Below are 26470 nucleotides of genomic sequence, written 5' to 3' on the forward strand. Positions count from 1 at the left end.
GTATCGTCAAGCCAGGTCGAAAGCATAAAAAAGCCCCATCAGAGAATTGATGAGGCTATTGTCGTCTACCCGCCGGATCGTTCAACCGATCATTTTGCTTAACCGATCGGTGTTACGCTCCGGCGGGGTTTTTTATATTTAGCTTTACCCGTAACCCCCAAATAACCCCTCATTTCACTCACTATTCACCCGATTAAAACCCCTGCAGAAACGGATAATCATGCCGATAACTCATTTAACGCAGGGCTGTTTATCGTGAATTCACTGTATACCGCTGAAGGTGTAATGGATAAACACTCGCTGTGGCAGCGTTATGTACCGTTGGTGCGTCACGAAGCATTGCGCCTTCAGGTGCGTTTGCCGGCGAGCGTAGAACTGGATGACCTGCTACAAGCGGGCGGCATCGGGTTATTGAATGCCGTTGACCGATATGACGCTTTGCAAGGAACGGCATTTACCACTTACGCAGTGCAGCGTATTCGTGGAGCGATGCTGGACGAACTACGTAGCCGGGATTGGGTGCCGCGTAGCGTTCGGCGCAATGCTCGCGAAGTGGCACAGGCGATGGGACAACTGGAGCAGGAGTTAGGGCGTAACGCGACGGAAACCGAAGTGGCGGAGCGTCTGGCTATTCCTGTGCAAGAGTATCGTCAGATGTTGCTTGATACCAATAACAGCCAACTCTTCTCCTACGATGAGTGGCGGGAAGAGCATGGCGATAGTATTGAGCTGGTGACGGAAGAACATCAGCAGGAAAACCCGTTACAACAGCTACTGGAGGGTAACCTTCGCCAGCGCGTGATGGACGCGATAGAGGCGTTGCCGGAGCGCGAAAAGCTGGTGTTAACGCTGTACTACCAGGAAGAGCTGAATCTGAAAGAGATCGGCGCGGTACTGGAAGTCGGGGAATCACGGGTCAGCCAGTTGCACAGCCAGGCCATCAAACGTCTACGCACCAAGCTGGGTAAGCTATAGGGGTAATCATTACCCCTGAACAATGCCGCATTACGAATTGACTACCAGGAGTTCTCATGACGGTGCAGCAATCAAAAAGACGGCCTCTAAGCCGCTACCTCAAAGATTTCAAACACAGCCAGACGCATTGTGCCCATTGCCTGAAGTTGCTCGACAGGATCACGCTGGTTCGTCGCGGGCAAATTGTTAATAAAATCGCCATCGCCCGCCTGGACACGTTGCTGGATGAAGCTGAGTGGGAACAGGAGAAAAAAGAGTGGGTGGCGCTGTGTCGTTTTTGCGGTGATTTGCATTGCAAAGAGCAGAGCGACTTTTTTGACATTATCGGTTTTAAACAATTTTTGTTTGAGCAAACCGAAATGAGCCACGGTACGGTACGCGAATACGTTGTCCGCCTGCGCCGTCTTGGCAATCATCTGACCGAACAAAATATCTCTCACGAATTGCTGCAGGAAGGGTTCCTCGACGAAAACCTTGCCCCGTGGCTGCCGGAAACCAGCACCAACAATTACCGCATCGCATTGCGTAAGTATGAGCAGTTTAAAGCCCATACGCATATGGGACATATGCAGAAATCCTCCTGGACAGCCAGTTCTGATATATATTAAAAACGAATAAGGTGTAACAGAGTCGTGTTTGTGGAACACAGCAAACGCTTTACACTGTAGTCATAAATGATAGTCACTAATGACAATATTCGGGGTAACTATGAAATTAGCACTTCTGGGACGTCAGGCTCTGATGGGTGTAATGGCTGTTGCACTTGTCGCCGGAATGAGCGTAAAGACTTATGCAGATGAAGGTCTGTTAAATAAAGTTAAAGAGCGCGGCACGCTGCTGGTGGGCCTGGAAGGGACTTATCCCCCGTTTAGTTTTCAGGGCGATGACGGCAAGCTGACCGGTTTCGAAGTGGAGTTCGCCGAAGCACTGGCAAAGCACCTTGGGGTGAAAGCCACGTTGAAGCCGACCAAGTGGGACGGCATGCTGGCCTCGCTTGATTCCAAACGCATTGACGTGGTTATCAACCAGGTGACCATTTCTGACGAACGTAAGAAAAAATACGATTTCTCTACCCCGTACACAGTCTCTGGTATCCAGGCGCTGGTGAAGAAAGGCAATGAAGGTGTTATTAAGACAGCTGCCGATCTGAAAGGTAAAAAAGTCGGCGTTGGTCTGGGCACCAACTATGAAGAGTGGCTGCGCCAGAACGTGCAGGGCGTGGATATTCGTACCTATGATGATGACCCGACCAAATATCAGGATCTGCGCGTAGGCCGTATCGACGCTATTCTGGTTGACCGTCTGGCGGCGCTGGACCTGGTGAAAAAAACCAAAGATACGCTGGCCGTCACCGGTGAAGCATTCTCCCGCCAGGAGTCCGGCGTGGCGCTGCGCAAAGGCAATGAAGATCTGCTGAAAGCGGTTGATACTGCCATTGCCGAAATGCAAAAAGACGGTACGCTGAAAGCGCTGTCTGAAAAATGGTTTGGAGCGGATGTGACGAAATAATCGGCATCCGATGAAAAAAGGCGCCTTTAACAGCGCCTTTTTTTATTTCATTGCGCCTGAACGTGCATAATAAAAAGAACATCACAACAACGAATACCGGAGGCTGTATGCCGCTGCATAACTTAACGCGCTTTCCACGTCTGGAATTTATTGGCGCGCCAACACCGCTCGAATATCTTCCACGCTTCTCCGACTACCTTGGGCGCGATATTTTCATCAAACGCGATGACGTTACGCCGATGGCCATGGGCGGCAATAAACTGCGTAAGCTGGAGTTTCTGGCGGCGGATGCGCTGCGTGAAGGGGCCGATACGTTGATAACCGCGGGTGCTATCCAGTCTAACCATGTGCGCCAGACGGCGGCGGTAGCGGCTAAACTTGGCCTGCACTGCGTGGCGCTGCTGGAAAACCCGATTGGCACCACGGCGGAAAACTATCTCAGCAATGGCAACCGTCTGCTGCTGGATCTGTTTAATACCCAGATTGAAATGTGCGATGCGCTGAGCGATCCGAATGCGCAACTTCAGGAACTGGCGACGCGGATTGAAGCGCAAGGGTTCCGTCCGTATGTGATCCCGGTTGGGGGTTCTAATGCTCTGGGAGCGCTGGGCTACGTGGAAAGCGCGCTGGAAATTGCGCAACAATGTGAAGGGGCCGTAGAGCTGTCTTCCGTGGTCGTGGCGTCGGGCAGCGCGGGTACGCATGCCGGACTGGCCGTTGGGCTGGAACAGCTGATGCCACACGTTGAGCTGATTGGCGTGACCGTCTCGCGCAGCGTGGCCGATCAAAAGCCCAAAGTTGTTACGCTACAGCAGGACATTGCCCGTGAACTGGAACTGACGGCCTCGGCGGGTATCCTGTTATGGGATGATTATTATGCGCCGGGCTACGGTACGCCAAACGAAGAGGGCATGGAAGCGGTAAAACTGCTGGCGCGACTGGAAGGCATCTTGTTGGATCCGGTCTATACCGGCAAGGCGATGGCGGGTCTGATTGACGGCATCAGCCAGAAGCGCTTTAAAGATGAAGGGCCAATTCTCTTTATCCATACCGGTGGGGCGCCTGCACTGTTTGCCTACCATCCTCACGTGTAACAATCAGGTAGAAAAACGCTAATGCAAGAAAGTATCCAACTGGTGATCGATTCCCTGCCGTATCTGCTTAAAGGCGCGGTTTTTACGCTGCAACTGAGTATCGGTGGGATGTTTTTTGGCCTCGTGCTGGGGTTTATCCTGGCGCTGATGCGCCTGTCGCCGCTGTTACCTGTACGTTGGCTGGCGCGCTTTTATATCTCGGTCTTTCGCGGAACGCCGTTGATCGCCCAATTGTTCATGATCTATTACGGTCTGCCGCAGTTTGGTATTGAGCTGGATCCCATCCCGGCGGCGATGATTGGTTTGTCGCTAAATACGGCGGCCTACGCCGCGGAAACGCTGCGGGCGGCAATCTCCTCCATCGACAAAGGTCAGTGGGAAGCGGGGGCCAGTATTGGCATGACGCGCTGGCAGACCATGCGCCGGGCGATCCTGCCGCAGGCGGCACGCGTTGCACTACCGCCGCTGAGCAACAGCTTTATCAGCCTGGTGAAGGATACATCGCTGGCCGCGACTATCCAGGTTCCTGAACTGTTTCGTCAGGCGCAGCTGATTACCTCGCGTACACTGGAAGTGTTCACTATGTATCTGGCGGCCTCCTTGATTTATTGGGTAATGGCAACAGTGCTTTCTGCACTGCAGAACTATTTTGAAGAACAACTGAACCGCCAGGAGAAAGAGCCGAAATGAGCGCTATCGAAGTCAGAAACCTGGTCAAAAAATTCCATGGGCAAACGGTGCTGCATGGGATCGATCTCGACGTCAAACCCGGTGAAGTTGTGGCGATTATCGGACCGAGCGGTTCGGGCAAGACCACGCTGCTGCGGAGCATTAATTTGCTGGAGCAACCGGAGGCGGGCACCATTAAAGTGGGTGAGATAACCATTGATACCGCACGGTCGTTAACTCAGCAGAAAGGACTGATTCGCCAGTTGCGCCAGCACGTAGGTTTTGTGTTCCAGAACTTTAATTTGTTTCCTCACCGTACGGTACTGGAAAACATTATTGAAGGTCCGGTGATTGTCAAAGGCGAACCGAAAGCCGAAGCGACAGCCCGTGCGCGCGAACTGCTGGCAAAAGTCGGGCTGGCGGGAAAAGAAACCAGCTATCCGCGCCGTCTGTCCGGTGGGCAGCAGCAGCGTGTGGCGATTGCCCGGGCGCTGGCGATGCGACCAGAGGTTATTTTATTCGATGAACCTACCTCCGCGCTTGATCCTGAACTGGTTGGCGAGGTGCTTAATACCATTCGCCAGCTGGCGCAGGAAAAACGCACCATGGTGATTGTGACGCATGAAATGAGCTTTGCTCGTGACGTGGCCGACCGGGCGATATTTATGGATCAAGGACGAATAGTGGAGCAGGGGCCGGCTAAATCTTTATTTACGCATCCGCAACAGCCGCGAACCCGTCAGTTTCTCGAAAAATTCCTCATGCAGTAAATAGTACAAGCGGTACTCACCGACATTGTTTGTGGTGAGTGCTGCTCGCATAACTATTTATAAATATTGCTTTATTATTAACGCTTGATTCTGTTGCTTGCTCTGGCTGTTGAGTAACGCTCAAGTAATTTTTCATTTGTCCGATAATTTGCATATATAAAATACATTTATGTGTTAGCTTATTTCATATGTTTGGATGATTATCAATCTCAGGGGCATTACCACTTAGTATGCAGGATCATGATTTCTTCACCTGGCGACGGAGCATGCTGTTACGCTTTCAGGAAATGGCGACGGCAGAGGATGTCTATAATGAATTACAACAACAGACGCAGCATTTAGAGTTCGATTTCTACGCACTCTGTGTTCGTCATCCCGTACCCTTTACCCGCCCTAAAACGTCACTTCATACGACCTATCCAAAAGCATGGGTGGCGCATTATCAGTCCGAGAATTATTTCGCCATTGATCCGGTGCTGAAGCCTGAAAACTTCAGTCAGGGGCATTTACCCTGGGACGATACCTTGTTTCGTGATGCCCAACCTTTGTGGGACGCCGCACGCAATCACGGTTTACGCAAAGGGATGACGCAATGCCTGATGTTGCCGAATCGGGCGTTGGGATTTTTATCGGTATCGCGAGCGAGTGTCCAAAATAGTCGTTTTGCGAATGATGAAGTGGAGCTCAGAATGCAGCTTCTGGTGCGGGAAAGCCTGTCGGTGCTGACGCGACTGGAAGATGACATGGTCATGGTGCCAGAGATGCGTTTTAGCAAGCGGGAAAAAGAAATATTGAAGTGGACCGCAGAGGGGAAAACGTCTTCGGAGATAGCGATAATACTGTCGATTTCTGAAAATACCGTCAACTTTCACCAGAAGAATATGCAAAAGAAATTCAATGCGCCAAACAAAACGCAGATAGCGTGTTACGCCGCTGCGACCGGGCTTATCTGAATAAATTATCGTTCTGAGTGTCAGACGCAAAACCGGCTGATAGCAATGCTGTCAGCCGGTTTCTTGTTACTGGCGGTAGGCCTGTTTAATTTGCTTAACAGTGCTGGAAAATACCGCAGCCTGTGATTGATCTTCAATCAGCGCGATCTGTTTTTCCATTTTAAGAATCACGCGTCCAGCATCGGCTTGACCCATTGCCTGCAGCATCAGTGTTAACAGGGCTTTCAGACAGGTGACTTCATTGGCCAGTTCTTGGTTATTCTCAGCAGTGGAAAAGTCAGGCGTACTCATTTATTTTCCTCGTTATGTTTCAATGAAAAAGTGCGATGTCAAATCTTAAGGCGGCGGAGTATACCATAAGCGAGGCTAAAAATATCAGTGGTTGTTTTTTGTGCAAGCAAAGGGGGAGGGACATTAAAATAAACAACATGTTGCAGTGCATATATTTTCTCCACTTGTTGTTTATTTCGAGTATTTTCCTCGTTAATTATTGTTACAAGTTTGGCTGCCTGTTTTGCATTCAGCGCAGGAATATGAATTTTTTGTCACTATTCTGAAACAGCTACGCAGATATAAGCGTGGCAGCAGGCTATGTGGCCTGCAAGTTTCCACACGTCGTACAATCTAATTTCCAAAAACGAGAGCAAAATCGAAAGTCGGACGTTTTTTACATTTCAAAGTTGAGATAAAACCCGTTAACATAGGACCGATTAACTATCGGTAGCGTTATCCCTATTCTGGAGATATTCCTTTGATCAACGTTTTTCTTGTTGATGACCACGAACTGGTGCGCGCAGGGATACGACGCATTCTGGAAGATATAAAAGGCATAAAAGTTGTCGGCGAAGCGTGCTGCGGTGAAGATGCGGTGAAATGGTGCCGCTCAAATTCCGTGGACGTTGTGCTGATGGATATGAATATGCCCGGTATTGGCGGTCTCGAAGCAACCCGCAAAATTGCGCGTTCAACGGCAGATATTAAAGTGATTATGCTGACGGTACACACCGAGAACCCGTTACCCGCAAAGGTCATGCAGGCAGGTGCCGCGGGGTATCTCAGCAAGGGAGCCGCCCCCCAGGAAGTTGTGAGTGCGATTCGTTCGGTTTATTCCGGGCAACGTTATATTGCCTCCGATATCGCTCAGCAGATGGCGCTCAGCCAGATTGAACCTGAGAAAACGGAAACCCCGTTTGCCAGTTTGTCTGAACGCGAGTTGCAGATTATGCTGATGATCACCAAAGGCCAGAAGGTCAATGAGATTTCAGAACAACTGAATCTGAGTCCTAAAACGGTGAACAGCTATCGTTATCGAATGTTCAGTAAATTAAACATTCACGGCGATGTCGAGTTGACTCACCTGGCAATTCGCCATGGCCTGTGTAATGCGGAGACATTAACAAGCCAGTGACCGATCAGTTTGATGCCAAAGCGTTCCTGAAAACCGTAACCAGTCAGCCCGGCGTTTATCGTATGTATGATACCGCCGGGACGGTTATCTATGTCGGGAAAGCGAAAGACCTGAAAAAAAGGCTTTCCAGTTACTTCCGTAGCAATCTCGCATCGCGTAAGACCGAAGCGTTGGTCGCGCAAATTCAACAGATTGATGTCACGGTGACACACACCGAAACCGAAGCGTTATTGCTTGAGCACAACTACATCAAGCTGTATCAGCCGCGCTATAACGTATTGCTGCGGGATGATAAATCCTATCCTTTTATTTTCCTCAGCGGCGATACTCACCCACGCCTGGCGATGCATCGTGGGGCAAAGCATGCCAAAGGCGAGTACTTTGGACCGTTCCCCAACGGCTATGCCGTACGAGAAACGCTGGCGCTGCTGCAGAAAATTTTTCCCATCCGCCAGTGCGAAAACAGCGTGTATCGCAATCGCTCGCGACCCTGCCTGCAATATCAGATTGGCCGTTGCCTCGGTCCTTGTGTGGCGGGCCTGGTGAGTGAGGAAGAATATGCACAGCAGGTCGAGTACGTCCGTTTATTCTTGTCCGGGAAAGACGATCAGGTATTAACCCAACTGATTGCCCGGATGGAAAAGGCCAGCCAAAATCTCGAATTTGAAGAGGCTGCGCGTATTCGTGACCAAATTCAGGCGGTACGTCGCGTCACCGAAAAACAGTTTGTCTCGAATTCCGGAGACGATCTGGACGTTATCGGCGTGGCGTTTGACGCCGGCATGGCTTGTGTGCACGTACTGTTCATTCGTCAGGGTAAAGTGTTGGGCAGTCGCAGCTATTTCCCGAAAGTACCGGGTGGTACAGAACTCGGGGAGGTGGTGGAAACCTTTGTCGGGCAGTTTTATTTGCAGGGAAGTCAGATGCGTACCTTACCCGGTGAGATCCTGCTCGATTTTAATCTTAGCGATAAAACTCTGCTGGCGGATTCATTGTCTGAACTGGCCGGGCGGAAGATTAATGTCCAGACGAAACCGCGCGGGGATCGTGCGCGGTACCTGAAGCTGGCACGTACCAACGCAGCGGTGGCGTTAACCACCAGGCTTTCTCAGCAGTCGACCATTACTCAGCGTCTGACAGCGCTGGCATCGGTACTGAAGTTACCCGCTGTAAAACGTATGGAGTGTTTTGACATCAGCCATACGATGGGCGAGCAGACGGTCGCCTCCTGCGTGGTTTTTGATGCCAATGGCCCGCTGCGCGCAGAGTATCGTCGTTACAACATCACCGGCATTACGCCGGGCGACGATTATGCGGCGATGAATCAGGTTCTGCGTCGGCGTTACGGTAAGGCGATAGAAGAAAGTAAGGTTCCGGACGTTATATTGATCGATGGCGGTAAAGGTCAGTTGGGACAGGCGAAAGCCGTTTTTGCTGAGCTGGATGTTCCCTGGGATAAACAGCACCCACTTTTGCTGGGAGTGGCGAAAGGGGCCGACCGTAAAGCGGGTCTGGAAACGTTGTTCTTTGAGCCGGAAGGAGAGGGCTTTAGTCTGCCGCCGGATTCGCCCGCATTGCATGTGATACAGCATATCCGCGATGAATCTCACGATCATGCGATCAGCGGACACCGGAAAAAACGCGCGAAGGTGAAAAGTACCAGTACGCTTGAGACCATTGAAGGCGTTGGGCCTAAGCGTCGGCAGATGTTGTTGAAATATATGGGCGGTTTGCAAGGTCTTCGTAACGCAAGTATTGAAGAAATTGCAAAAGTGCCGGGTATTTCGCAAGCTCTGGCAGAAAAGATCTTCTACTCGTTGAAACATTAGGCCCTCTGTAGCAACATAGGGGTAATTTCACTGACAACAGATAGTTATCCGTCATATGCAATTTAATATCCCTACGTTGCTCACGCTGTTTCGCGTCATCCTGATCCCATTCTTTGTATTGGCGTTTTATCTGCCATTCACCTGGGCTCCCTTTGTTTGTGCGCTGATCTTCTGTATTGCGGCGGTTACCGACTGGTTTGATGGCTATCTGGCGCGTCGCTGGAACCAAAGCACGCGTTTTGGCGCCTTCCTCGACCCCGTTGCTGATAAAGTGCTGGTGGCTATCGCGATGGTGCTGGTGACGGAGCACTACCACAGCTGGTGGGTGACGCTTCCTGCCGCCACGATGATTGCGCGTGAAATTATCATCTCTGCGCTACGTGAATGGATGGCTGAGCTGGGCAAACGCAGCAGTGTTGCAGTGTCCTGGATCGGCAAAGTGAAAACCACTTCACAAATGGCTGCACTGGCGTGGCTGCTGTGGCGTCCAAATATCTGGGTAGAGTATGCCGGGATCGCACTTTTCTTCGTTGCCGCGGTACTGACTTTGTGGTCAATGTTCCAGTATTTGAGCGCTGCATGGGGAGATTTGCTTGAACAGTGATCGTTTCGGCGCAAATTTCAGCAAACGATCGTCGGTGGTGAAAAATATCGTTGACTCATTGCGTCAGGTAAGTAGAATGCAACGCATCGAACGGCAGCACTGATTGCCAGACGATAACAAAATCAAGTGATTAACAAAGTTACTTGATGATGCGGGAATAGCTCAGTTGGTAGAGCACGACCTTGCCAAGGTCGGGGTCGCGAGTTCGAGTCTCGTTTCCCGCTCCAAATTAAAGACATCGGCAATAGCGGGTGTCGGCTGAAAAGCCAGAAGATTTCGGCGCGTTAGCAAAGCGGTTATGTAGCGGATTGCAAATCCGTCTAGTCCGGTTCGACTCCGGAACGCGCCTCCAATTTCTTCCCGAGCCCGGATGGTGGAATCGGTAGACACAAGGGATTTAAAATCCCTCGGCGTTCGCGCTGTGTGGGTTCAAGTCCCACTCCGGGTACCATGGGAAAGAATCAATAAAATCAATGATAAGCAGTGTCGTGAAACCGCCCCTTCAGGCGGTTTTTTTATAACATTTGCTTCACTTCAGAATATGCCTTCAGAACATGCGCCGTATTATTTTTGAGCGCCCGCCACTGGAACAACCTTCACTTTGCGATCATATCGGGCTGTCTGCGTAACGTTTTTGTGTCCGGTGATGGCCTGTTTTTCGTAGACGCTACCTTCCAGGTCAGACACGCCTTTTGCCTTCAGGTCATGGAAAGTAAAATTAAAGTCGATGTTGGGGAAGGTGGCGATAGCTAACTCTCTCGCTTTTCTCCAGCGACTGTTAAAGCCATCCCTTGTATAACCACTGCCTGATTGCTGGCGGAGGACGTAAACTGAACTCATCCCCGGATTTAGCGGTAATGTTTTTGCTAACTGAATAGCGTCATCCAGGCGGGAAGACCAGCCTTTAATTTGAGTGACGTGCGTCTTGCTTTGTTTAATCATTATGCCGTCAGAGACGAATTGGCTTTTCTTCATCTCCAGAACGTCTTTCTGCCTGGCACAGCACAGGTAGGCTAATTCCATAGCAACCTGCACAATCACAGGGGAAACACTGTAAAGCGCCGCGTATTCTTCATCAGTTATGTACCGTTCGCGAGCGACTTCTTTGAACTGCCTTACACCCTTGGTCGGATTGCCTTTCACCATCCCACGCTCAAAGTCCCAGCGGTACACCCTGGATAAAAAAGCCTTCTCCCGGTTAGCCTGGGTCTTGCTGCGTAGGCCGCGCTTATCCAGATATTTCCTGATGTGCTCCGGTTTTATAGCATCCGGCAACATCTTGCCGAATACAGAGAGAACTTTGACCGAGTATTTTCGGTAATCATTGCGCGTATCAACCGCAAGGTCAGAGAAGTCAGGTGAACGGAAAAATGCTTCTACCAGCCCTGATAATGAATTGTCGTCTTTTCTGTCATTGAGCAACGCTTCATAGGCTGTCCATACCTGCGCCTGGGTAGCGGATGAATCACATAGTCAGATCGTACCACCACCTTTAGGCTTAAACTCAAATGCAGAACGGCCCCGATATACGCGGGGTGGCATCCATGAGTCTTCTTTTTTCTTGCGGGAACCTGCCATTAATCAAGTGCTCCAAAATTAGGCTCAGCGACTTCTACAACTGGCGCTTGAGCGCGGTGCTTCAGTGGGTTGTTGAAATGCCCCCACGTTGTCCGTGGGCGACCATCGCGCCGGGTTATAAAGAAAATTCCCGCATCTCGCAATGTGTCACACTGCTTTGAAGGAATTGTATACCCGGTTAACTCTGTGATCACTTCATCTGAAATGATTGTGTTGTCGCCGCTGGTGGCCTGGGTTAATGCTGAATTCACTTTCTAAAACCCTCTAAAACGACGAAGAGAGGAAAGGGGGAAAAATTCAGAAATAATTTAGGGGAGAAAATGCACCTCCCTAGTTGTTAATCTTTACCGGCACTTTCGATGAGGTTAGGTAAAGTACCCTGGTTTCCTTATCTTGTTCTTTATTGCTCATATCGAACCATTCTTTTTTACAATCCAGCCAGCCTTTTTCACCGACCTTTCGCCATTGATATAAAGGTTCCGAACTTATAGCTTTGCAGCGATTTACTGGCGCTTGTGCTGTCCCGGTTTCCTTGCGCCGAATAGCCTCAAGCATGGCCTCATACGCTCCCATTGGGATTTGCACGTAACGCAATTGGTTATTGGTCATTTAATCAATCTTCCCCGATTTGCCAAAAATACTGCTCGCGCGAACCCACGCGGCGTGAGTGAGCGGAGTTGTTTCGTTCTCTCCGATTTGCCACCCAAGTAAGTCCAACCCCAAAATTTTCCAATGTGCTCCACAGGCAGCGGTTCCGGCATCACAAAGCCGTTGCCAGCCCATATGCATGTTTTCTTTGTGTAGCCGTCGCGCGCTGGCATTTTCGGGTGATGGCTTTCCTCTTCTCCTGTCATGTACCCGCCATACTGGTACGGGTGGAAGTAGTAATCCGGTTTGCGCCAATGGGCCGACATTTTGCCCACCGGGTTTTCAACCATCCATTTAGCCCCGTAGAAATCAGCGATTGCCTCTATCATCTGCGCATTCTCCACAGATACTAAACTGGTATGCCCTTCATGCTTCGCGCCAGACACAGCAAGCTCTGTACAGTCAGGGAACGCAAAAATAATATCCGGGCCAGGAATATACATACGCTCCACCCTGTCGATAAATTGGTAATCAATCCACACATCAATGTGATGTACCAATGGATGCTCTTTGCGCCCCACGTACTCGCCGTGATTACCCGATGAGGAATTAAAGCAGTACTCGGTGTGACCATATTCAGCCCACGGCAACCCCATAATCCCTGAGCCGTCAAAAAGAGACCATATAACCATTCTGTTATCGGCCCTTACAAGTGAATCTAACCATGTGTAAGCGCTATTTTCATTAATAAGCCTCCCACAATAATTCCTCACAAAAACAAATTAACTTTAAACATTTAGTTATCACCCTCTAAAAGCTTGTATACATTCTGTGCATTGCGGTGAGTTAACCCAAACTGATTGACCATGAAGTTAATTACCTCCCCATAAGGCATCCCTTCATCTATTTGTCTTCGGATTATTTTTATGTCTTCATCAAGTAATTCTTCGTTCATTCTTTGCCTCTTCAAGTGAATGAAGCGCTATTAGGTAAATAATCAGATCTTGTGCTTCATGGAACGATAGTGGTGCTAATTCTGAACAAGCGGATTAAGGAGCGCTGAAGTGAACAAACTTACCGTGAGACAAAGTGAAGTACTTGGTTCGATCGTGAACTATCAGCGCCGGTTTGGATTCCCTCCAACGATATGTGAACTGGCTGGGCTGATTGGTTGCTGATCACCGAATGCGGCAGCGGAGCATGTGAAGGCCATAGCGAAGAAGGGATATATCTCAGTTGTGCCTGGAGTATCCAGGGGGATTACCGTTACTTCAGCAAACGATGAGGCAGACGCGATATCGATCATAAAGTCACTCATTAACGGTGATAGTGATTCAAAAGAACGCGCCTTGTCATGGCTGGAAGCGAGAGGTGTTCAGCAATGAAATTAACGTTGCCATTCCCGCCAACGGTTAACACCTATTAACCGTGTAACTGAAAATATGGTTACGTACTGAATTTTGTCGTGGGGATGTCTCAGCCTATGGGAAGAAAGCTGCCTATGTTTGGCAGCTTTCTTCTATACTATTTTGTGCCTGCAATCACTCTTAGCTTGTATCTAAATTTATTTGCAAGGCAAAACTCACGGATAAAGCACAATCTAATGCGGCGGCTTATTTTTTGTGTTTTGAAATATGGCTTGAGTGCTTTCTTTATATCATGAATTTGCGTATTGTTAAAAAAACAATAGCCATGAATTCTTTTGCTGATTTTTCTTGCAAAATTGTATGTAATGTATACAGATGGCGATATGATTTCAATCTCATCTTTAGTTTTACCATTAGCTAATTCTTTGAAAACACCCAAAGCATATATTATGTCATCTACATCCATACTTGCCGTGGAGGTGGTTATGCTTCCCTGTCTGATGCGATAGAGCACCAGTTCATCAGTTATACGATGGATTTCTTTTGCTGAAAGGTATATTTTTGGTAAAAGCGCAACATCTTCGTAACGCCTTCCAGCAGGGAATTTAAATTTATTAAATAAATCCTTTTTGTAAACTCTGGCCCAGACATACCATTGACTTCTTAGAAAAGTTTCACGTAAATCACTTATTGAGTTTATTTTAAAGTGTCCATCGGATGACGTTATTAATGGGACTTTCATTTCGTTATCATATTCATAAATCAATTTTATATTAAACTCGATTAGATCAGTTCCGTCATTCTCTATTACTGGGCGGATTTTCTCCCAGAAGGACGGCGCCCAAAGGTCATCGCCATCCAATAGTGCTATATATTTTCCAGATGATGCCTCTATTCCATTATTTCTTGCGATGGATATCCCCTGGTTTTCTTGAGATATCACTCTGACAGTCTGAGTCGATTTTTTGATAAAAGATTCTATTTCTTTAAGCGAGTTATCTGTCGAACCATCATTAATTACAATGATTTCAACACTATCATCAACCTGGCTGCATACAGATTGCAAGCATTCATAAATATAATCTTGGCAGTTGTAGCAAGGAATTATGACGCTCAACAAGAAAGGGGTACTCATTGAATATGTCCTTATTTTACTGAAACTTTTTGTAAACAAAGCCTCTTGCGAGGTTTATCGTTTTTCTCGTCCTATCACTTTATCAGCAGCTACACGGGACAGGAATCCAGAACGGCTACCGTACTCAGGGTGTGCGGCGACAAACTGGTCGATACGGCGGATCAACAAAGAGGGAAGAGTAACATTGATTTTTTCCGCTTTCCCCATCAATCGCGTAACATCCACATCCACCAGCGCCCATACCACATCTGCATAATCAGGATTGTCCAGCCAGTTCTCAATGCTGGTAGCTTCAGGTACTACTTCGCCATCCTCCACCAGCAATTCTATATGTGCGTCGATTGCTTCACGTACACTCTCGATTGCGTCCTGGTAGTTATCACCACCAGAAAAGCAGCCGGGAATATCCGGTACGCGAACGCCGAAGGATGAATCGCCTTTATCAATAGCAATGGGATATAACATTAAAACCTCCAGTAGGTGGGGCTTAAAGCCCCGCCTGTTTTTTGATGCTTTTCAGTGTTGGTAGCGGTATGTCTTTTGTGGATGGTTCACCGTTACCAGCCCTTTCTTCGTTGGGTGTTTGAACTGGTGATGACTGCCTCTTACTCTCACCAGATACCACCCATCGGCTTCTATCATTGCTATTGCATTCCTGCTATCCATCCTCCGGCTCTCTAGTGTTGTTTTGATGGGGTTATAGTAACCCTCGCACGTTCTGGTGTCAATACCTTTTGGGGTTATAAGGGTTATTTTTGGCGGATGATGCGGACAGAAAAAGGGCAAAGAATAGTGAATTGCCGCAGTTGCACTCTTGCAGACGACGCAACTGCGGATTGTACGCGCTTTGTCATTCCAACCAGAATAAATTCTCTGGCTCTCGCCAGCCCACCGGTATTTCGCTTATCGTAAACCCGTTCAATGACTCCGGAAAATCATTGTAATTGTAAACAGCATCAGGTCGAGTAGAGCGATCATGGGGCTCTAAGTAAGAGTAAATATGAGATTTTATTCGTTAGTTTAACTGAAAAAATTAGTTTTTCATTAGATAGAATAGGGAATTCTCCTTTATCTGATTTTTTCTTTAATCGACTAACGATCAGCCTGTTGAAAATTTTTAGTTTATCTTTTCTGCTATGAGATAGTAACCAGGAGCCGGAGAAGTGATGTATGGAATAATTTGTTTTATTATCAATCCTCTCGCAGAAATAATTTGATGGGAAAATTATTTCCTTTTCTCTTAGGTGAATTGTGTTATCAGATAAAAATGGTTGGGATATATTGAATTTTTTGACAAGGAACTCAGTCATTAGCAGTGTGTTTGGTGTTAGGTCAAAAGTGTTTTTAATTATGAATTTTTTATTTTCATATGTATCCAGTAAATCTTTTATAATACCATTTCCCTTAGAAGCACCCAGTACCGCTGATGTAATAGGGAGAGTTTTGCCATTAAACACTTCATGGCAACTAAAAAAATCGAGTGATAGCAGGTTATCAAATTCTTTTGTTACCTCGACATCTGTATCCAGATAGATACCACCGTGATGGTATAAGGCGTGGAGCCTTATATAGTCGGACACAAAAGCCCATTTTTCATTTTTATACGCTTCAATCGCGTAAGTACTTTTAATGGAGTCCAGACATTCATTGCTCCATTCTATAATTTCATAATCTGGGAGGAATTTTTTCCATGTAGCAATACACTCTAAAACAAATGGAGGTTTAGGTTTATTACCTACCCAAATATAGTGAATCTTTTTTGGTATCAAGGTCAGCCTCTTCATTGCTATCAAATAATAGTTATGAAAAATATTACCATTAACCGCGCTTTAGTGCAGGTATTTTCCCACCTGCATGGGTTGTTGCCTCACCAGCACACATTGATAGGCGTAGTGATCATCTCTGAAATCATCAGCGAAAACCTTCTCCATTCACCAGCCACATATCGGCCTTTTCAAACATATCCTCCAGCATGCGGTTCAGCTTTTCCCGATCGCTTTTGCTGGCATCGCTATTCAAGGCGTTCGCCTGCACTGGCTTCACCTTCACTTCGGCATCAGGGAAAATCTGGTGCACTCGCTTCGTCAACTCTGCCAGGATGATCTCTCTGGCCCCCGCCAACCCATCAACATTACGCTTGTCATAAACCAGTTCAACGAACATGACACACCTTTTAGTCGATGAATTTAATGGAAGGATGATCAATGCCAGCATCTATGTAATCGACGGATTTCTTTAGTTCACGCAGGAGATTTTCAGCTTGCCTACGGGACAAGCAGATCGTTTGATCAGGGAATTGCACCGACGGCCATGATGGGACAGAAACCATAGTGTCTGTGAATTTGGCGTGTAACAGAACATGTTCAGTGAGCGCGCAGTAACTGATAGCAAAATCAGTTAACTCAGGCATTGCTCCTGCATTCGACTCTTTTGCGGTTACCATAAAACAATCCTTTTATGCTGGATGTATATACAGTAAGCGAGATCGGGATATGGTCAATGGATACGTAATATTAGCTATTCACTTATTGTAAGTAACTGAATGATAAAAATGGTGTTAACAATAGATGTTATGAAAAAACGCGCTATCTCACTGAGATTAAGAAAGAAAGCGCATGATTTAAAATCCCTCGGCGTTCGCGCTGTGTGGGTTCAAGTCCCACTCCGGGTACCATGGGAAAGAATAGAATAATCAAAGCAATAAGCAGTGTCGTGAAACCACCTACGGGTGGTTTTTTTGTGCCTGCAATCCATCGTTTTATCCTGCGTGATACGTAATCAAACACTTGCTTGCTATAGATAATCACTCTATCGACGAATCGGTGCGTTAAACATAAAGCCCCCTCGTGCAGGGTTGTTGATAAAACCATTACGGGCAGGATTATCGTTGTGGTCCTGGAAACCATTGATCATGATGGGATCGCCAAAGTCATCCTGAATCGCTAAATGTCTGTGGATTCGGTTTCGTGCCCGCAACGTGAATGCGGAATCATCCGTCCCGCCAATGATGATGATGCCATTACCGGCACGGAGTGCTGCGCTCAACTCTTGCTCTCTTGCGGCCTGGTTTTGTAACGCGTTGGCAGTGGCAGATGATGACGCCAGTAGCAGTAATATGAGAACGAAGCATGAAAATACCGATGGCAGTTTCATGATTAATACCTGTTAAGAGTACGGCTATTAAAGTATAGCTTTTTGTTGCCATCCCAACTGAAAAGAAAACCAACAATTTAAGCCAGCTGTCCATACTAAGTCTGAGGGGTTGGGAGACGACGCGCGTGTCTGTGGTTGGGCCGGGAATAATGGCGGTTGATGGTGTTCCCTGCTATGACGTCTGACTGGATAATTATCACGGACTCCCTGCCAAAGTGATCGGCTATGCTCCAGATGGGCAGCGATTAGAAATCGATCTTCTGGAAGCGATGGTTATCAATATCCGTTTTCCCGCTAATTTCTTCACGCCTTGAGGGAGCCTGTACTATGGCTGAGTATCATTTTTCCACGGTCTGGCGGGTTGAGGCTTCAATCCAGGAGGTATGGGATATTTTTTCTCATCCCGATCAGTGGCCGGAATGGTGGGTAAGTCTGGAACGCATCGTTGAGATCAAGAAGGGGGATCTACAGGGCATTGGCGCGCTGCATCGTTATACCTGGAAAGGCGTTCTACCTTATCGCTTAACCTTTGATATCAATGTATTGAATATATTGCCTTGCACTTTGCTTGAAGGACAAGCCAGCGGGGCGGTAGAAGGGCGAGGCGTGTGGTCTTTTATTGCGAGTGGCAAAGAGACTATTGTCAAATATGACTGGAATGTCCGTACCACGATCCGTTGGATGAATTATCTTGCCCCGCTGGCAGCACCTGTATTTCGTTGGAATCACGATATGGTCATGCGCGAGGGGGCCAGAGGGCTAGCCCGTAAGCTGGCAACCAATGTGCATATATTTTGAAGGCGCTCTCACTGCTGTACTTTTTTGCCTGTAAATGGCTTAATAGCGGTCTTGTAGTTTCTCATTTCATTCACAGTTAACAGGTCTGTTATTGATGAATAACCTCCATCTGCTCGCCTTTTTAAGCCAGCGTCTGTCTGCTGTGATGATCGCATACGGTTTCCCAATGGGCCGTAGCTCAACTCTTACAACATGGACAGACAGCAATGCAACGTCGCCAATTTCTCAAAAATAGCGTTCTCCTTTCCGCCGCCGGTTTAGTCGGCCCTACGATTGTTAACCAGACGGTACATGCCGCAGAGCCAACAGTCGCGTCTGTCGCGCGTCGACGCTTTGTCTTATCACAAACGTATAAACTCAATCCTCCTAAGGGATCGCGCGGGGTGGTGAAACTCTGGATCCCGCTACCTGTAGGTACTGTGTTTCAACAAATGACAGCCCTTGCCTTTAGCGGGAACTATCAGCAGGCGTATGTCACCACCAACAATGCCTATGGCGCGAAGACGCTGTTTGCCACCTGGTCAGATTCGCAGGGTGAATTGTTGATTAACGTTGATATCGATATTGAAACCGCCGACTGGGAGCCGTTGCAGCAGGATGCGCTAAAAACCTGGCAAGCACCGGAGCAGATTATTTATCCGCTGGATGTAAAACCCTACTTGTTGCCGACGGCACATACTCCAGTAGATGGGCTGGTTCTGGAAACTGCGCGCAAAATTACCGGTAATGAGCAAGATCCGCTGAAAAAAGCGCGTCTCATTTACGAGTGGGTGAGCAGCCATATGGAACGGGATAATGACGTTATTGGCTGTGGTACCGGTGATGTGGCAGAGATCTTAAAAAGTGGCAAGCTCAAGGGAAAATGTACCGATATGAGCTCCGTTTTTGTTGCTTTGGCACGCGCCAGCGGTATTCCCGCACGCGAATTGTTTGGCATCCGTCTGGGCAAAGCCAATAAGCTCGAACGTTACTCGAAAAGCGCCTTTGGCAAAGCCGACAGCGCAGGCGTTGCCGATGTCAGCGGTGGACAACACTGTCGCGCCGAATTCTATCTCGCAGGTTACGGTTGGTTACCGTGCGATCCCGCTGACGTGACCAAAATGCGTCTGGCTGAGAAAAAATCGCACCAGGATGCCGATGTCCAGGCCGTCAACGCCTACCTGTTTGGTAACTGGGAAATGAACTGGGTAGGATTCAACTACGGACGTGATTTCGAGCTGTATCCGGCGACAGAGCAGGGAGCTATGAACAACTTTGGTTATCCTTACGCCGAAGTCGATGGCGACCCGATCAATTTCTACGATCCTAAAGCGTTCTCCTACCGCTATGTCGCCACAGAACAACGCTAAAGGCGCGGGACTGACCCTGCTGACGGCCGCTGCGGCTGCCGTCACTGCCGGCTTATGCTGCGTTGGGCCGCTGTTATATCTGCTGTTTGGTATCTCTGCGGCGAGCTTTGCTGTTTTAACCCGGTTTGAGTTTTTACGAATGCCTTTGATGCTGCTGTCATTGGGATTACTACTGCGTGTTTTCTGGCGACTCTATTTCTCCAGGCGGTTGTGGTGTTCTGGCTGGCTAACCCTGAAACAGGCGCGCGTTCTCTACTGGTGTGCGCTGGCGTTTATTTTACCGGTGTTATTTTACCCAACGCTGGTTGCCTGGTTTTATGAGGTGTTTGAATGAAGGTTTTCATGTTAGTGGCAGGCTTATTGTTGCCGTTATGGGTTCAGGCGGCCAATCAAAAAGTGGTGCTGGATATCCAAAATATGACCTGCTCATTATGCGTAATTTCTGTCAATCAGGCGTTACGCGAAACTGATGGCGTCATTAAAGCGAAATCCTCCCTCAAGACGAGGCAGGCAGAAGCGATCGTACCTGAAGGTTTTCCTACCGATACGTTACTTAAAGCGGTAGCAAAAACCGGGTATAGCGCGACGCTTAACCGTATTGAGCAACAATAACCGCCTACGGGTGGTTTTGTTCTGTTTTCCCGGTATGATGCCCGGCGGCCTGGTGTTCTCTTTTGTGCGTTAACTACCGGAATTCCCCTCGTATCCTGTTAACCTGAACTGGCGGTAGCTGTAAACCGCCCACGCCCATTTGTATCTGTTATCCCTCCAGCCATGTAGGATGATCACAGGCAAGAATTTTTGACTAAGGAAAAGCGTTATGAAAACGGGACCATTAAACGAGAGCGAACTGGAATGGCTGGATGATGTACTGACTAAGTACAATACGGACAAAGCTATTCTGGATGTGTCAGAACTGGATGGTTTGCTGACGGCGGTGCTCAGTTCACCGTATGAAATTGAACCGGAGCAGTGGCTGGTTGCAATTTGGGGCGGCGCGCAATATGTGCCGCGCTGGTCCTCCGAAAAAGAAATGACGCGCTTCATGAATCTGGCGTTTCAGCACATGGCGGATACGGCCGATCGTCTGGATGAATATCCTGAGCAGTTTGAGCCGCTGTTTGGTCTGCGTGAAATTGACGAGCATGAACTGACCATCGTTGAAGAGTGGTGCTTTGGTTATATGCGCGGCGTCGCGTTGTCGGACTGGTCCGCATTACCGGATACCTTAAAACCGGCGCTCGAGGCTATTGCGCTGCACGGTACGGAAGAAAACTTTGCTGTGGTTGAGAAACTGACGCCAGAAGAGTTTGAGGAAAGCGTGGACGCTATCCGTCTGGCAGCATTGGATCTGCATGCCTGGTGGATGGCGCATCCGCAGGAAACGCCGGTCAAGGTGCCGGTAAAAGTGGATGCCAAGGTCGGACGTAACGATCCGTGCCCGTGCGGCAGTGGGAAAAAATACAAGCAGTGCTGTCTGCATTAACAGAAAGGGGCGTAAAGCCCCTTTTGTTTAACCCACTTCGGGGAGTAACCCTGCTGCAATGGAAAACTGTACCGCTATCACCACAATTCCGCACATAAACACCAGCGCCAGCGCCGGTGCGCCCCCCGCCACGCGGTAGTTAGCCTGCGGGTTATGTTTTCGGCTTTGCCACGCCAGCATAGCGGGGATCAGCAACGCCAGTACCGCGAGGGCAACGCCTGCATATCCCAGCGCCATCACGAAGCCACGTGGATAGAACAGCGCAAATGCCAGCGGCGGCAGGAAAGTCACCACGCCGGTTTGCATCCTTCCTGCTACGGTATTTCGGCGCTGGAAAAGGTCTGCCAGATAGTCAAACAATCCCAGCGCGACGCCGAGGAAAGAGGTTGCCAGCGCAAGATCGGCAAACAAATGCACCGCCAGTTCAACGTGCGGTGACGCCACGACTTCACGTAATGCCTGTAACAATCCGTTTAAACCAGCATGGTTGGCTAACAGTCCCATGAACGTAGACGAGTTAATGCTGCCAAGTGTAGCCAGTTGCCAGAAAATATAGGCGATTAGAGGAATGGCGCTACCGGTGATAAATACCCAGCGCAGTTTACGGATGTTACCGTTCATATAGCTGACGATACTCGGAACGCTGCCGTGAAAACCGAACGACGTGAAGATAACCGGGATCGCGGACAGCGCCAGCCCTTGCTGAAGCGGCAGCGTAAGCAGATTCACTTTATGGATATGCGGCATTAACAGGGCCAGCATCGCCACCAGGAAAATTATCTTGGCACTAAACAACAGACGGTTGAACAGATCGACCAGCGACGTCCCAACGCAAACCACACCACCGGCAACAAAGGTGAACAGCAGCACACCTGTGGTTGGAGAGATAGCTGTCCCGGTCCAGTCGCTTATGCTGGAGGCCAGCAGTTCTCCTGCGCCACTGATATACGCCGCTGTCAGCGCGTACATCAAAAACATCATGCTAAAGCCCGTTACCCATTGTCCGTAACGACCAAGATAACGTTTCGCCAGGGTACCCAGCCCGGTGTCAGCCGGTACGTGTTGATACACTTCAAGCAGCAACAGCGCGGTGTAGCACATCAACGCCCAAAGACTGACTAATAATACCAGCGTGACGCTAAACCCCACGCCTGCCGCAGCCAGCGGCATTGCCAACATTCCGGCACCAATCGTGGTTCCCGCCACGATAAAAATACTACCCAGGGTTCTGTTTTTCACGCTTTCCTCTGTCCCGGAGATAATCAACGGTTATATCTGCGGCGCAGGTTAAGGCAAAACGTTATTTTCGTCAAATCACCGTTACAACACGTGTACATTAAACTTTACGATTATTTGATATTTTAAGATGCATACGAAATAACATTTATCTGCTGGTAAACCTGTGTTAGCGCAAAGCAGCGCCCTGCGGTTCACATTAGGCTATGCCCTTTATTGAGGAGGTAGTATGGAATCTATTCACGGTCATGAAGTGCTCAATATGATGATTGAATCTGGCGAGCAGTATTCAAATGGCAGTCTTGAAGCGGCAATTACGGCACGTTTTGGCGAGCACGCACGTTTTCACACCTGTTCTGCGCAAGGTATGACGGCGGCCGAGCTGGTGGCATTTTTAGCGGCGAAGGGGAAGTTTATTGCAAAAGAAGACGGCTTCTCTACGCACGAAAGCAAGATCTGCCGCCATTAAGATTATCGAATAACGGTGGCAACTCACCACCGTTATCTAACAGAATTAATTCTGTGTATCGAGCGTAGCCAGCTCTTTGTCGATGAAATAAAGACCTTCACCGCTTTTTCCTGCCAGTGATAGCTTATCAATAACAGATTTAAATAATTTCTCTTCTTCATGCTGCTCAGCAACATACCACTGCAGGAAATTAAACGTCGGATAATCCTGGTGGGTCATTGCCGCATGTGCCAGCTCATTAATTTTCTGCGTGATCAGCTGTTCATGTTCGTAAGTCACACGGAACAGTTCGTCCAGAGAAGCATATTCAGCGAAAGGGGAAGAGACGGCATTAATACGCGGTAAGCTACCGGTGTCAGTCAGGTAGTCGAACAGACGCTGCATATGCGTCATCTCTTCCTGGGCGTGACGGCGCAGAAACGCGGCAGCACCTTCAAAGCTGTGATAGCTGCACCACGCGCTCATCTGTTGGTAGAGCAGAGATGAGTATAATTCAAGATTCATTTGCTCATTCAGTTGGTCAATCATTTCTGTTTTCAGCATGGTTCTGCTCCACAAACGTCATTAAATATTACGTGGCGCCACTATAATTTGTTATTTAATTATTTGCAAAAGGTAAAATAATAAATTTATTTATTAAAAATACGAATGGGAATAAAACGCATTAACGCTATTAAGCGGAGGATATAAATAACGAAGTAACTAATGACCAGCAAAAAATGCTGGTCGAAATATTAATAATTGAATGAGGGCGCTTGAGATACCGCGACGCCGTGACACTGCCAGGCGAGCGTAATTTTGGTATTCAAACACAAAGAACCGGCATATACGCTACAGGTTGACACCGGTTGACCAAATGCTGCGGCGCTGGCGTAGCCCATACGCTGGCACTCTTTGGTGGCTGTTCCCTGGGTTACGTAGTCATCGGTTCGTGCCGTTTGCAACATGGCCTGGTTGTAGGTCAGTCGAACCACACCGGTGATAGCGCTGGCTTCGCTGACCTGCGCCTGTTTGGTAATAGTGCATCCTGTCAGCACGAGCGGCAAAAGGGCAAGGATAAAGGTCTTCATGTGATCGCTCTGAAAGTTCGGAGATAGGCTATCATGGCATACGTGTTGACGTATCAATGGCTTGAATAGCCTGAAAAACACCTGCGATTAATCGCAACGACGTCTGGTTCTTGAGGCTATTCTGGGCTGCTGAGGGAAAAATGTGAGCACTACATTAATTTATAAAACAAAAGTTCATTAAATTTGAAAGTGAGTTTGCAAAATAGTAATGTGGCCTGAATGTTATGACTTTCAGCAGTCCCCGCTACGCATTCAGGAGATGACAGAATGAAAATTGCATTGATGATGGAAAACAGTCAGGCAAGCAAAAACGCCATCATTCATAACGAGCTTAAAGCCGTTGCGGATGAGAAAGGTTTTCCCGTTTTTAACGTCGGTATGAGCGATGAAAATGACCATCATCTGACCTACATTCATTTAGGGATTATGGCCAGCATTCTGCTTAATTCCAAAGCCGTGGATTTTGTGGTCACGGGCTGCGGTACGGGTCAGGGCGCAATGATGTCACTGAATATCCATCCGGGAGTGGTATGTGGGTACTGCCTTGATCCGGCGGACGCATTCTTGTTTTCTCAGATAAACAACGGTAACGCACTTTCACTGGCCTTCGCCAAGGGTTTTGGCTGGGGCGCCGAGCTGAATGTGCGCTATATGTTTGAAAAAGCGTTTACTGGACGTACCGGGGAAGGTTACCCTCCGGAACGTAAAGAACCGCAGGTGCGTAACGCCGGTATTCTGAATCAGGTGAAAGCGGCAGTGGTAAAAGAGAATTATCTGGATACATTGCGCGCTATCGATCCTGAACTGGTGAAAACCGCCGTGTCGGGTCCACGCTTCCAGCAATGCTTCTTCGATAACTGCCAGGACAAGTCTATCGAAGCGTTCGTGCGCGAGATTATTGGCTAAATCCTGCTGGCCCGGCGGTGTTCACCTGCCGGGCTATCTGTTCTTATCAGAGACTGCGCTTCCCGCATCACGGGTAAGCCGCAGCGTATCGACCATACCTATCAGACAAATTATGGCGATAACCACAAAGGCCAGACGGAAGCTGATCCCCGGAATATTGCCCAGTGCCAGCCATTCACTGACTTCATCGCCGATACGGATCCCAATAGCGGCTAATGAAATCCCCAATCCCACCGCTAACTGTGTTGCCGTACTGAACAGCGTATTGGCGTAGCTCATTTGCGGCGCGGGGACGTCCGCAAAGGCAAGCGTACTGACGCCGGTAAACTGGATTGAACGGAATACGCCGCCCAGATACAGTACCAGCAAAATAACCCACACGGGAGTTTGCGGCGTTATCAATGCACAGGCCAGCAGCGCCAGGACGTTGAGCGCCCCGTTGATCAGCAGCAATTTTTTAAAGCCCAGCCAGCGTATTAACGGTGTGGTGGCAGGTTTTATCGTCAGATTGCCCACAAACACCGCCAGCACCAGCGAACCTGCGTGAAAAGCGTTCATGCCAAAGCCTACCTGGAACATTAACGGCAGCAGAAATGGTACGGCGCTGATAGAGGCGCGAAACAGCGACCCGCCGTACATCGTGACGCGAAAAGTCGGGACACTCATCGCATCGAGACGAATCATTGGCCAGGCGGCGCGACGAAAATGGCGTAGAGCAAACAGGAAGGTTGCTATTCCCAGCGTGAGAAGTCCGGCAGTTAGCCAACCCTGCGGCTGCTGGGTTCCCAGTAATTCCATGGCATACACCAGGCTCACCATGGCAACAGAGGTTGCGACAAAACCTGCTATATCAAACGGACGGCGCTCGTCGTCATGAATATCCGGAATAAAACGTAGCGCCAGCGCTATCGCCAGCATTCCCAGTGGGACGTTAATGAAAAAGATCCAGCGCCAGTTGGCATAGCTGGTGATGAATCCCCCAAGCGGCGGACCGATGATGGGCGCGACTAACGCGGGCCAGGTCAGGGTCGCAATAGCGGTGATTAACTGATGTTTAGGCGTGGTGCGTAGTACCGCGAGGCGGCCAACTGGAACCATTAGCGCGCCGCCCACGCCCTGTAAGATTCGCATGGCGACAAAGCTCTCAAGACGGGTGGACAAACCGCATAAGATTGAGGCGAGGGTAAATATCGCCAGTGCGAGGGTAAATACTTTTCTGGCACCGAAGCGGTCCGCAATCCAGCCGCTGGCGGGGATAAGTACGGCGAGGGTGATCAGGTAGGCGCTGATACCAATGTTGAGGTCAACCGCCTGTACGCCAAAGCTTTTGGCCATGTCGGGTAGGGCGGTGGCGATCACCGTGCCGTCAATAAACTCCATAAAGAAAGCGCCGGCAACAAGTAATGCCGCTGGGGAGAGACCGCGTTTATTCTCAACCGCTAAATGTTCACTCATTTGTGCTTGCCATCTCAAAAGAAACTGACTGGAACTATTTTTATTTTCTGCGTATCCGCTATGCGTACA

General features: G+C 48.7%; 32 protein-coding genes, 3 tRNA genes and 3 pseudogenes. 21 read left to right on the forward strand and 17 right to left on the reverse strand.

Translation table 11 applies throughout. The features are described 5' to 3' along the window. The first annotated feature begins 255 nt into the window (after nt 1–255). The 7 genes from fliA (at nt 256) to sdiA (ending at nt 5970) form a co-directional block, all read left to right on the forward strand. Entirely contained in the window at nt 256–975 is a 720-nt protein-coding gene (gene fliA / locus FHD02_RS05030; RefSeq protein ID WP_016153479.1) for an RNA polymerase sigma factor FliA, read from the forward strand. Nucleotides 976–1031: 56 nt separating this feature from the next. Beyond that, nucleotides 1032–1583, forward strand: coding sequence for a flagella biosynthesis regulatory protein FliZ (fliZ, locus tag FHD02_RS05035; protein ID WP_069323574.1), 552 nt, complete (start codon nt 1032–1034; stop codon nt 1581–1583). Between the two features lie 100 nt (nt 1584–1683). Then, nucleotides 1684–2484: a cystine ABC transporter substrate-binding protein gene (gene tcyJ, locus FHD02_RS05040; RefSeq protein ID WP_137370714.1), complete on the forward strand. Its 801-nt coding sequence runs from the start codon at nt 1684–1686 to the stop codon at nt 2482–2484. 107 nt (nt 2485–2591) lie between these two features. Then, on the forward strand, nt 2592–3578 hold the full coding sequence (dcyD, locus tag FHD02_RS05045; RefSeq protein ID WP_220393656.1) for a D-cysteine desulfhydrase: 987 nt from the start codon (nt 2592–2594) through the stop codon (nt 3576–3578). 21 nt (nt 3579–3599) lie between these two features. After that, a complete protein-coding gene (gene tcyL, locus FHD02_RS05050; RefSeq protein ID WP_006684074.1) occupies nt 3600–4268 on the forward strand; it encodes a cystine ABC transporter permease in 669 nt (222 codons plus the stop codon). Further along, nucleotides 4265–5017: an L-cystine ABC transporter ATP-binding protein TcyN gene (tcyN, locus tag FHD02_RS05055; protein WP_003030477.1), complete on the forward strand. Its 753-nt coding sequence runs from the start codon at nt 4265–4267 to the stop codon at nt 5015–5017. Before tcyL ends, tcyN begins: the two co-directional genes overlap by 4 nt. A gap of 230 nt (nt 5018–5247) precedes the next feature. Continuing rightward, nucleotides 5248–5970: a transcriptional regulator SdiA gene (gene sdiA / locus FHD02_RS05060; protein WP_220393657.1), complete on the forward strand. Its 723-nt coding sequence runs from the start codon at nt 5248–5250 to the stop codon at nt 5968–5970. A 66-nt stretch (nt 5971–6036) separates the two neighbouring features. Here the strand turns inward: sdiA and FHD02_RS05065 are convergent, their stop codons facing one another. Continuing rightward, nucleotides 6037–6261 carry a DUF2594 family protein gene (locus FHD02_RS05065; protein WP_006684077.1) on the reverse strand — a complete coding sequence of 75 codons (225 nt, stop codon included), beginning with the start codon at nt 6259–6261 and terminating at the stop codon, nt 6037–6039. A 460-nt stretch (nt 6262–6721) separates the two neighbouring features. Between FHD02_RS05065 and uvrY the strand changes: the two genes are divergently transcribed. The 6 genes from uvrY (at nt 6722) to FHD02_RS05095 (ending at nt 10262) form a co-directional block, all read left to right on the forward strand. Next, nucleotides 6722–7378 (forward strand): UvrY/SirA/GacA family response regulator transcription factor, encoded by a 657-nt coding sequence (uvrY, locus tag FHD02_RS05070; RefSeq protein ID WP_006684079.1) that lies wholly within the window; start codon nt 6722–6724, stop codon nt 7376–7378. Beyond that, nucleotides 7375–9207, forward strand: a complete 1833-nt coding sequence (gene uvrC, locus FHD02_RS05075; RefSeq protein WP_042307718.1) for an excinuclease ABC subunit UvrC — start codon at nt 7375–7377, stop codon at nt 9205–9207. Before uvrY ends, uvrC begins: the two co-directional genes overlap by 4 nt. Before the next feature lie 55 nt (nt 9208–9262). Beyond that, entirely contained in the window at nt 9263–9811 is a 549-nt protein-coding gene (pgsA, locus tag FHD02_RS05080; RefSeq protein WP_038641531.1) for a CDP-diacylglycerol--glycerol-3-phosphate 3-phosphatidyltransferase, read from the forward strand. A 151-nt stretch (nt 9812–9962) separates the two neighbouring features. After that, nucleotides 9963–10038: transfer RNA gene (locus FHD02_RS05085), tRNA-Gly, on the forward strand. A 51-nt stretch (nt 10039–10089) separates the two neighbouring features. Beyond that, nucleotides 10090–10163 (forward strand) — tRNA-Cys (locus FHD02_RS05090). 12 nt (nt 10164–10175) lie between these two features. Continuing rightward, nucleotides 10176–10262 (forward strand) — tRNA-Leu (locus FHD02_RS05095). Between the two features lie 113 nt (nt 10263–10375). On the opposite strand, the pseudogene FHD02_RS05100 reads toward FHD02_RS05095, so the two are convergent. From FHD02_RS05100 to FHD02_RS05120, 5 genes and pseudogenes are all read right to left on the reverse strand, one after another. Continuing rightward, nucleotides 10376–11389: pseudogene (locus FHD02_RS05100) on the reverse strand (integrase). Continuing rightward, the gene (locus tag FHD02_RS05105; RefSeq protein ID WP_137370754.1) at nt 11389–11640 is read right to left on the reverse strand and encodes a DUF4224 domain-containing protein; all 252 of its coding nucleotides are present in this window, start codon (nt 11638–11640) and stop codon (nt 11389–11391) included. The pseudogene FHD02_RS05100 and the gene FHD02_RS05105 overlap by 1 nt, the downstream one beginning before the upstream one ends. 79 nt (nt 11641–11719) lie before the next feature. Beyond that, on the reverse strand, nt 11720–11998 hold the full coding sequence (locus tag FHD02_RS05110) for a hypothetical protein (protein ID WP_137370755.1): 279 nt from the start codon (nt 11996–11998) through the stop codon (nt 11720–11722). Beyond that, nucleotides 11995–12633, reverse strand: a complete 639-nt coding sequence (locus FHD02_RS05115; protein ID WP_255597059.1) for a DNA cytosine methyltransferase — start codon at nt 12631–12633, stop codon at nt 11995–11997. The genes FHD02_RS05110 and FHD02_RS05115 overlap by 4 nt, the downstream gene beginning before the upstream one ends. A 140-nt stretch (nt 12634–12773) precedes the next feature. Next, a complete protein-coding gene (locus tag FHD02_RS05120) occupies nt 12774–12932 on the reverse strand; it encodes a hypothetical protein (RefSeq protein ID WP_170975150.1) in 159 nt (52 codons plus the stop codon). A 124-nt stretch (nt 12933–13056) separates the two neighbouring features. Between FHD02_RS05120 and FHD02_RS24680 the strand changes: the two are divergent. Further along, nucleotides 13057–13362: pseudogene (locus tag FHD02_RS24680) on the forward strand (LexA family transcriptional regulator). Between the two features lie 139 nt (nt 13363–13501). Here the strand turns inward: FHD02_RS24680 and FHD02_RS05130 are convergent. The 7 genes and pseudogenes from FHD02_RS05130 to FHD02_RS05160 all read right to left on the reverse strand — a co-directional run bounded on the left by FHD02_RS05130 (nt 13502) and on the right by FHD02_RS05160 (nt 17632). Beyond that, a complete protein-coding gene (locus tag FHD02_RS05130) occupies nt 13502–14479 on the reverse strand; it encodes a glycosyltransferase (RefSeq protein ID WP_220393658.1) in 978 nt (325 codons plus the stop codon). 54 nt (nt 14480–14533) lie between these two features. Then, nucleotides 14534–14944 (reverse strand): type II toxin-antitoxin system HicB family antitoxin, encoded by a 411-nt coding sequence (locus FHD02_RS05135; protein ID WP_061381075.1) that lies wholly within the window; start codon nt 14942–14944, stop codon nt 14534–14536. 22 nt (nt 14945–14966) lie between these two features. Beyond that, a pseudogene (locus FHD02_RS05140) lies at nt 14967–15145 on the reverse strand (type II toxin-antitoxin system HicA family toxin). Between the two features lie 308 nt (nt 15146–15453). After that, nucleotides 15454–16263, reverse strand: a complete 810-nt coding sequence (locus FHD02_RS05145; protein ID WP_249935516.1) for a glycosyltransferase family 32 protein — start codon at nt 16261–16263, stop codon at nt 15454–15456. A gap of 127 nt (nt 16264–16390) precedes the next feature. Beyond that, nucleotides 16391–16642: a DinI family protein gene (locus FHD02_RS05150; protein WP_137370758.1), complete on the reverse strand. Its 252-nt coding sequence runs from the start codon at nt 16640–16642 to the stop codon at nt 16391–16393. Nucleotides 16643–16652: 10 nt separating this feature from the next. Continuing rightward, nucleotides 16653–16922: a hypothetical protein gene (locus tag FHD02_RS05155; RefSeq protein WP_137370759.1), complete on the reverse strand. Its 270-nt coding sequence runs from the start codon at nt 16920–16922 to the stop codon at nt 16653–16655. A gap of 365 nt (nt 16923–17287) precedes the next feature. Beyond that, entirely contained in the window at nt 17288–17632 is a 345-nt protein-coding gene (locus FHD02_RS05160) for a hypothetical protein (protein WP_220393659.1), read from the reverse strand. 327 nt (nt 17633–17959) lie between these two features. On the opposite strand from FHD02_RS05160, the gene FHD02_RS05165 reads away from it, so the two are divergent. From FHD02_RS05165 to FHD02_RS05185, 5 genes are all read left to right on the forward strand, one after another. After that, nucleotides 17960–18430: an SRPBCC family protein gene (locus FHD02_RS05165; RefSeq protein WP_137370944.1), complete on the forward strand. Its 471-nt coding sequence runs from the start codon at nt 17960–17962 to the stop codon at nt 18428–18430. 206 nt (nt 18431–18636) lie between these two features. Continuing rightward, the gene (locus FHD02_RS05170; protein WP_137370945.1) at nt 18637–19779 is read left to right on the forward strand and encodes a transglutaminase-like domain-containing protein; all 1143 of its coding nucleotides are present in this window, start codon (nt 18637–18639) and stop codon (nt 19777–19779) included. Further along, nucleotides 19757–20113 (forward strand): mercuric transporter MerT family protein, encoded by a 357-nt coding sequence (locus FHD02_RS05175; RefSeq protein WP_137370946.1) that lies wholly within the window; start codon nt 19757–19759, stop codon nt 20111–20113. The genes FHD02_RS05170 and FHD02_RS05175 overlap by 23 nt, the downstream gene beginning before the upstream one ends. Beyond that, nucleotides 20110–20391, forward strand: a complete 282-nt coding sequence (locus tag FHD02_RS05180) for a heavy-metal-associated domain-containing protein (protein WP_042307732.1) — start codon at nt 20110–20112, stop codon at nt 20389–20391. Before FHD02_RS05175 ends, FHD02_RS05180 begins: the two co-directional genes overlap by 4 nt. A 208-nt stretch (nt 20392–20599) precedes the next feature. Then, entirely contained in the window at nt 20600–21265 is a 666-nt protein-coding gene (locus FHD02_RS05185; protein WP_042307734.1) for a YecA family protein, read from the forward strand. Between the two features lie 27 nt (nt 21266–21292). Here FHD02_RS05185 and tyrP read toward each other — a convergent pair whose 3' ends face one another. Continuing rightward, complete coding sequence (gene tyrP / locus FHD02_RS05190) at nt 21293–22504, reverse strand: tyrosine transporter TyrP (RefSeq protein ID WP_042307736.1); 1212 nt, start codon at nt 22502–22504, stop codon at nt 21293–21295. A gap of 226 nt (nt 22505–22730) precedes the next feature. Here tyrP and FHD02_RS05195 point away from each other — a divergent pair, with 226 nt between their 5' ends. Next, nucleotides 22731–22970 carry a YecH family metal-binding protein gene (locus FHD02_RS05195; protein ID WP_042307738.1) on the forward strand — a complete coding sequence of 80 codons (240 nt, stop codon included), beginning with the start codon at nt 22731–22733 and terminating at the stop codon, nt 22968–22970. A gap of 45 nt (nt 22971–23015) precedes the next feature. Here FHD02_RS05195 and ftnA read toward each other — a convergent pair whose 3' ends face one another. Both ftnA and yecR read right to left on the reverse strand, forming a co-directional pair. Further along, nucleotides 23016–23513: a non-heme ferritin gene (ftnA, locus tag FHD02_RS05200; RefSeq protein ID WP_042307740.1), complete on the reverse strand. Its 498-nt coding sequence runs from the start codon at nt 23511–23513 to the stop codon at nt 23016–23018. A gap of 191 nt (nt 23514–23704) precedes the next feature. Further along, the gene (yecR, locus tag FHD02_RS05205) at nt 23705–24040 is read right to left on the reverse strand and encodes a YecR family lipoprotein (RefSeq protein ID WP_042307742.1); all 336 of its coding nucleotides are present in this window, start codon (nt 24038–24040) and stop codon (nt 23705–23707) included. A 267-nt stretch (nt 24041–24307) separates the two neighbouring features. On the opposite strand from yecR, the gene FHD02_RS05210 reads away from it, so the two are divergent. Then, nucleotides 24308–24946 (forward strand): RpiB/LacA/LacB family sugar-phosphate isomerase, encoded by a 639-nt coding sequence (locus tag FHD02_RS05210; RefSeq protein WP_061381085.1) that lies wholly within the window; start codon nt 24308–24310, stop codon nt 24944–24946. A gap of 33 nt (nt 24947–24979) precedes the next feature. Here the strand turns inward: FHD02_RS05210 and FHD02_RS05215 are convergent, their stop codons facing one another. Then, nucleotides 24980–26401: an MFS transporter gene (locus tag FHD02_RS05215; RefSeq protein WP_220393660.1), complete on the reverse strand. Its 1422-nt coding sequence runs from the start codon at nt 26399–26401 to the stop codon at nt 24980–24982. Between the last annotated feature and the right edge of the window lie 69 nt (nt 26402–26470).

Origin of the sequence: Citrobacter sp. EC_71, assembly GCF_019584005.1 — a bacterium.
GTDB classification, from domain to species: domain Bacteria; phylum Pseudomonadota; class Gammaproteobacteria; order Enterobacterales; family Enterobacteriaceae; genus Citrobacter; species Citrobacter werkmanii.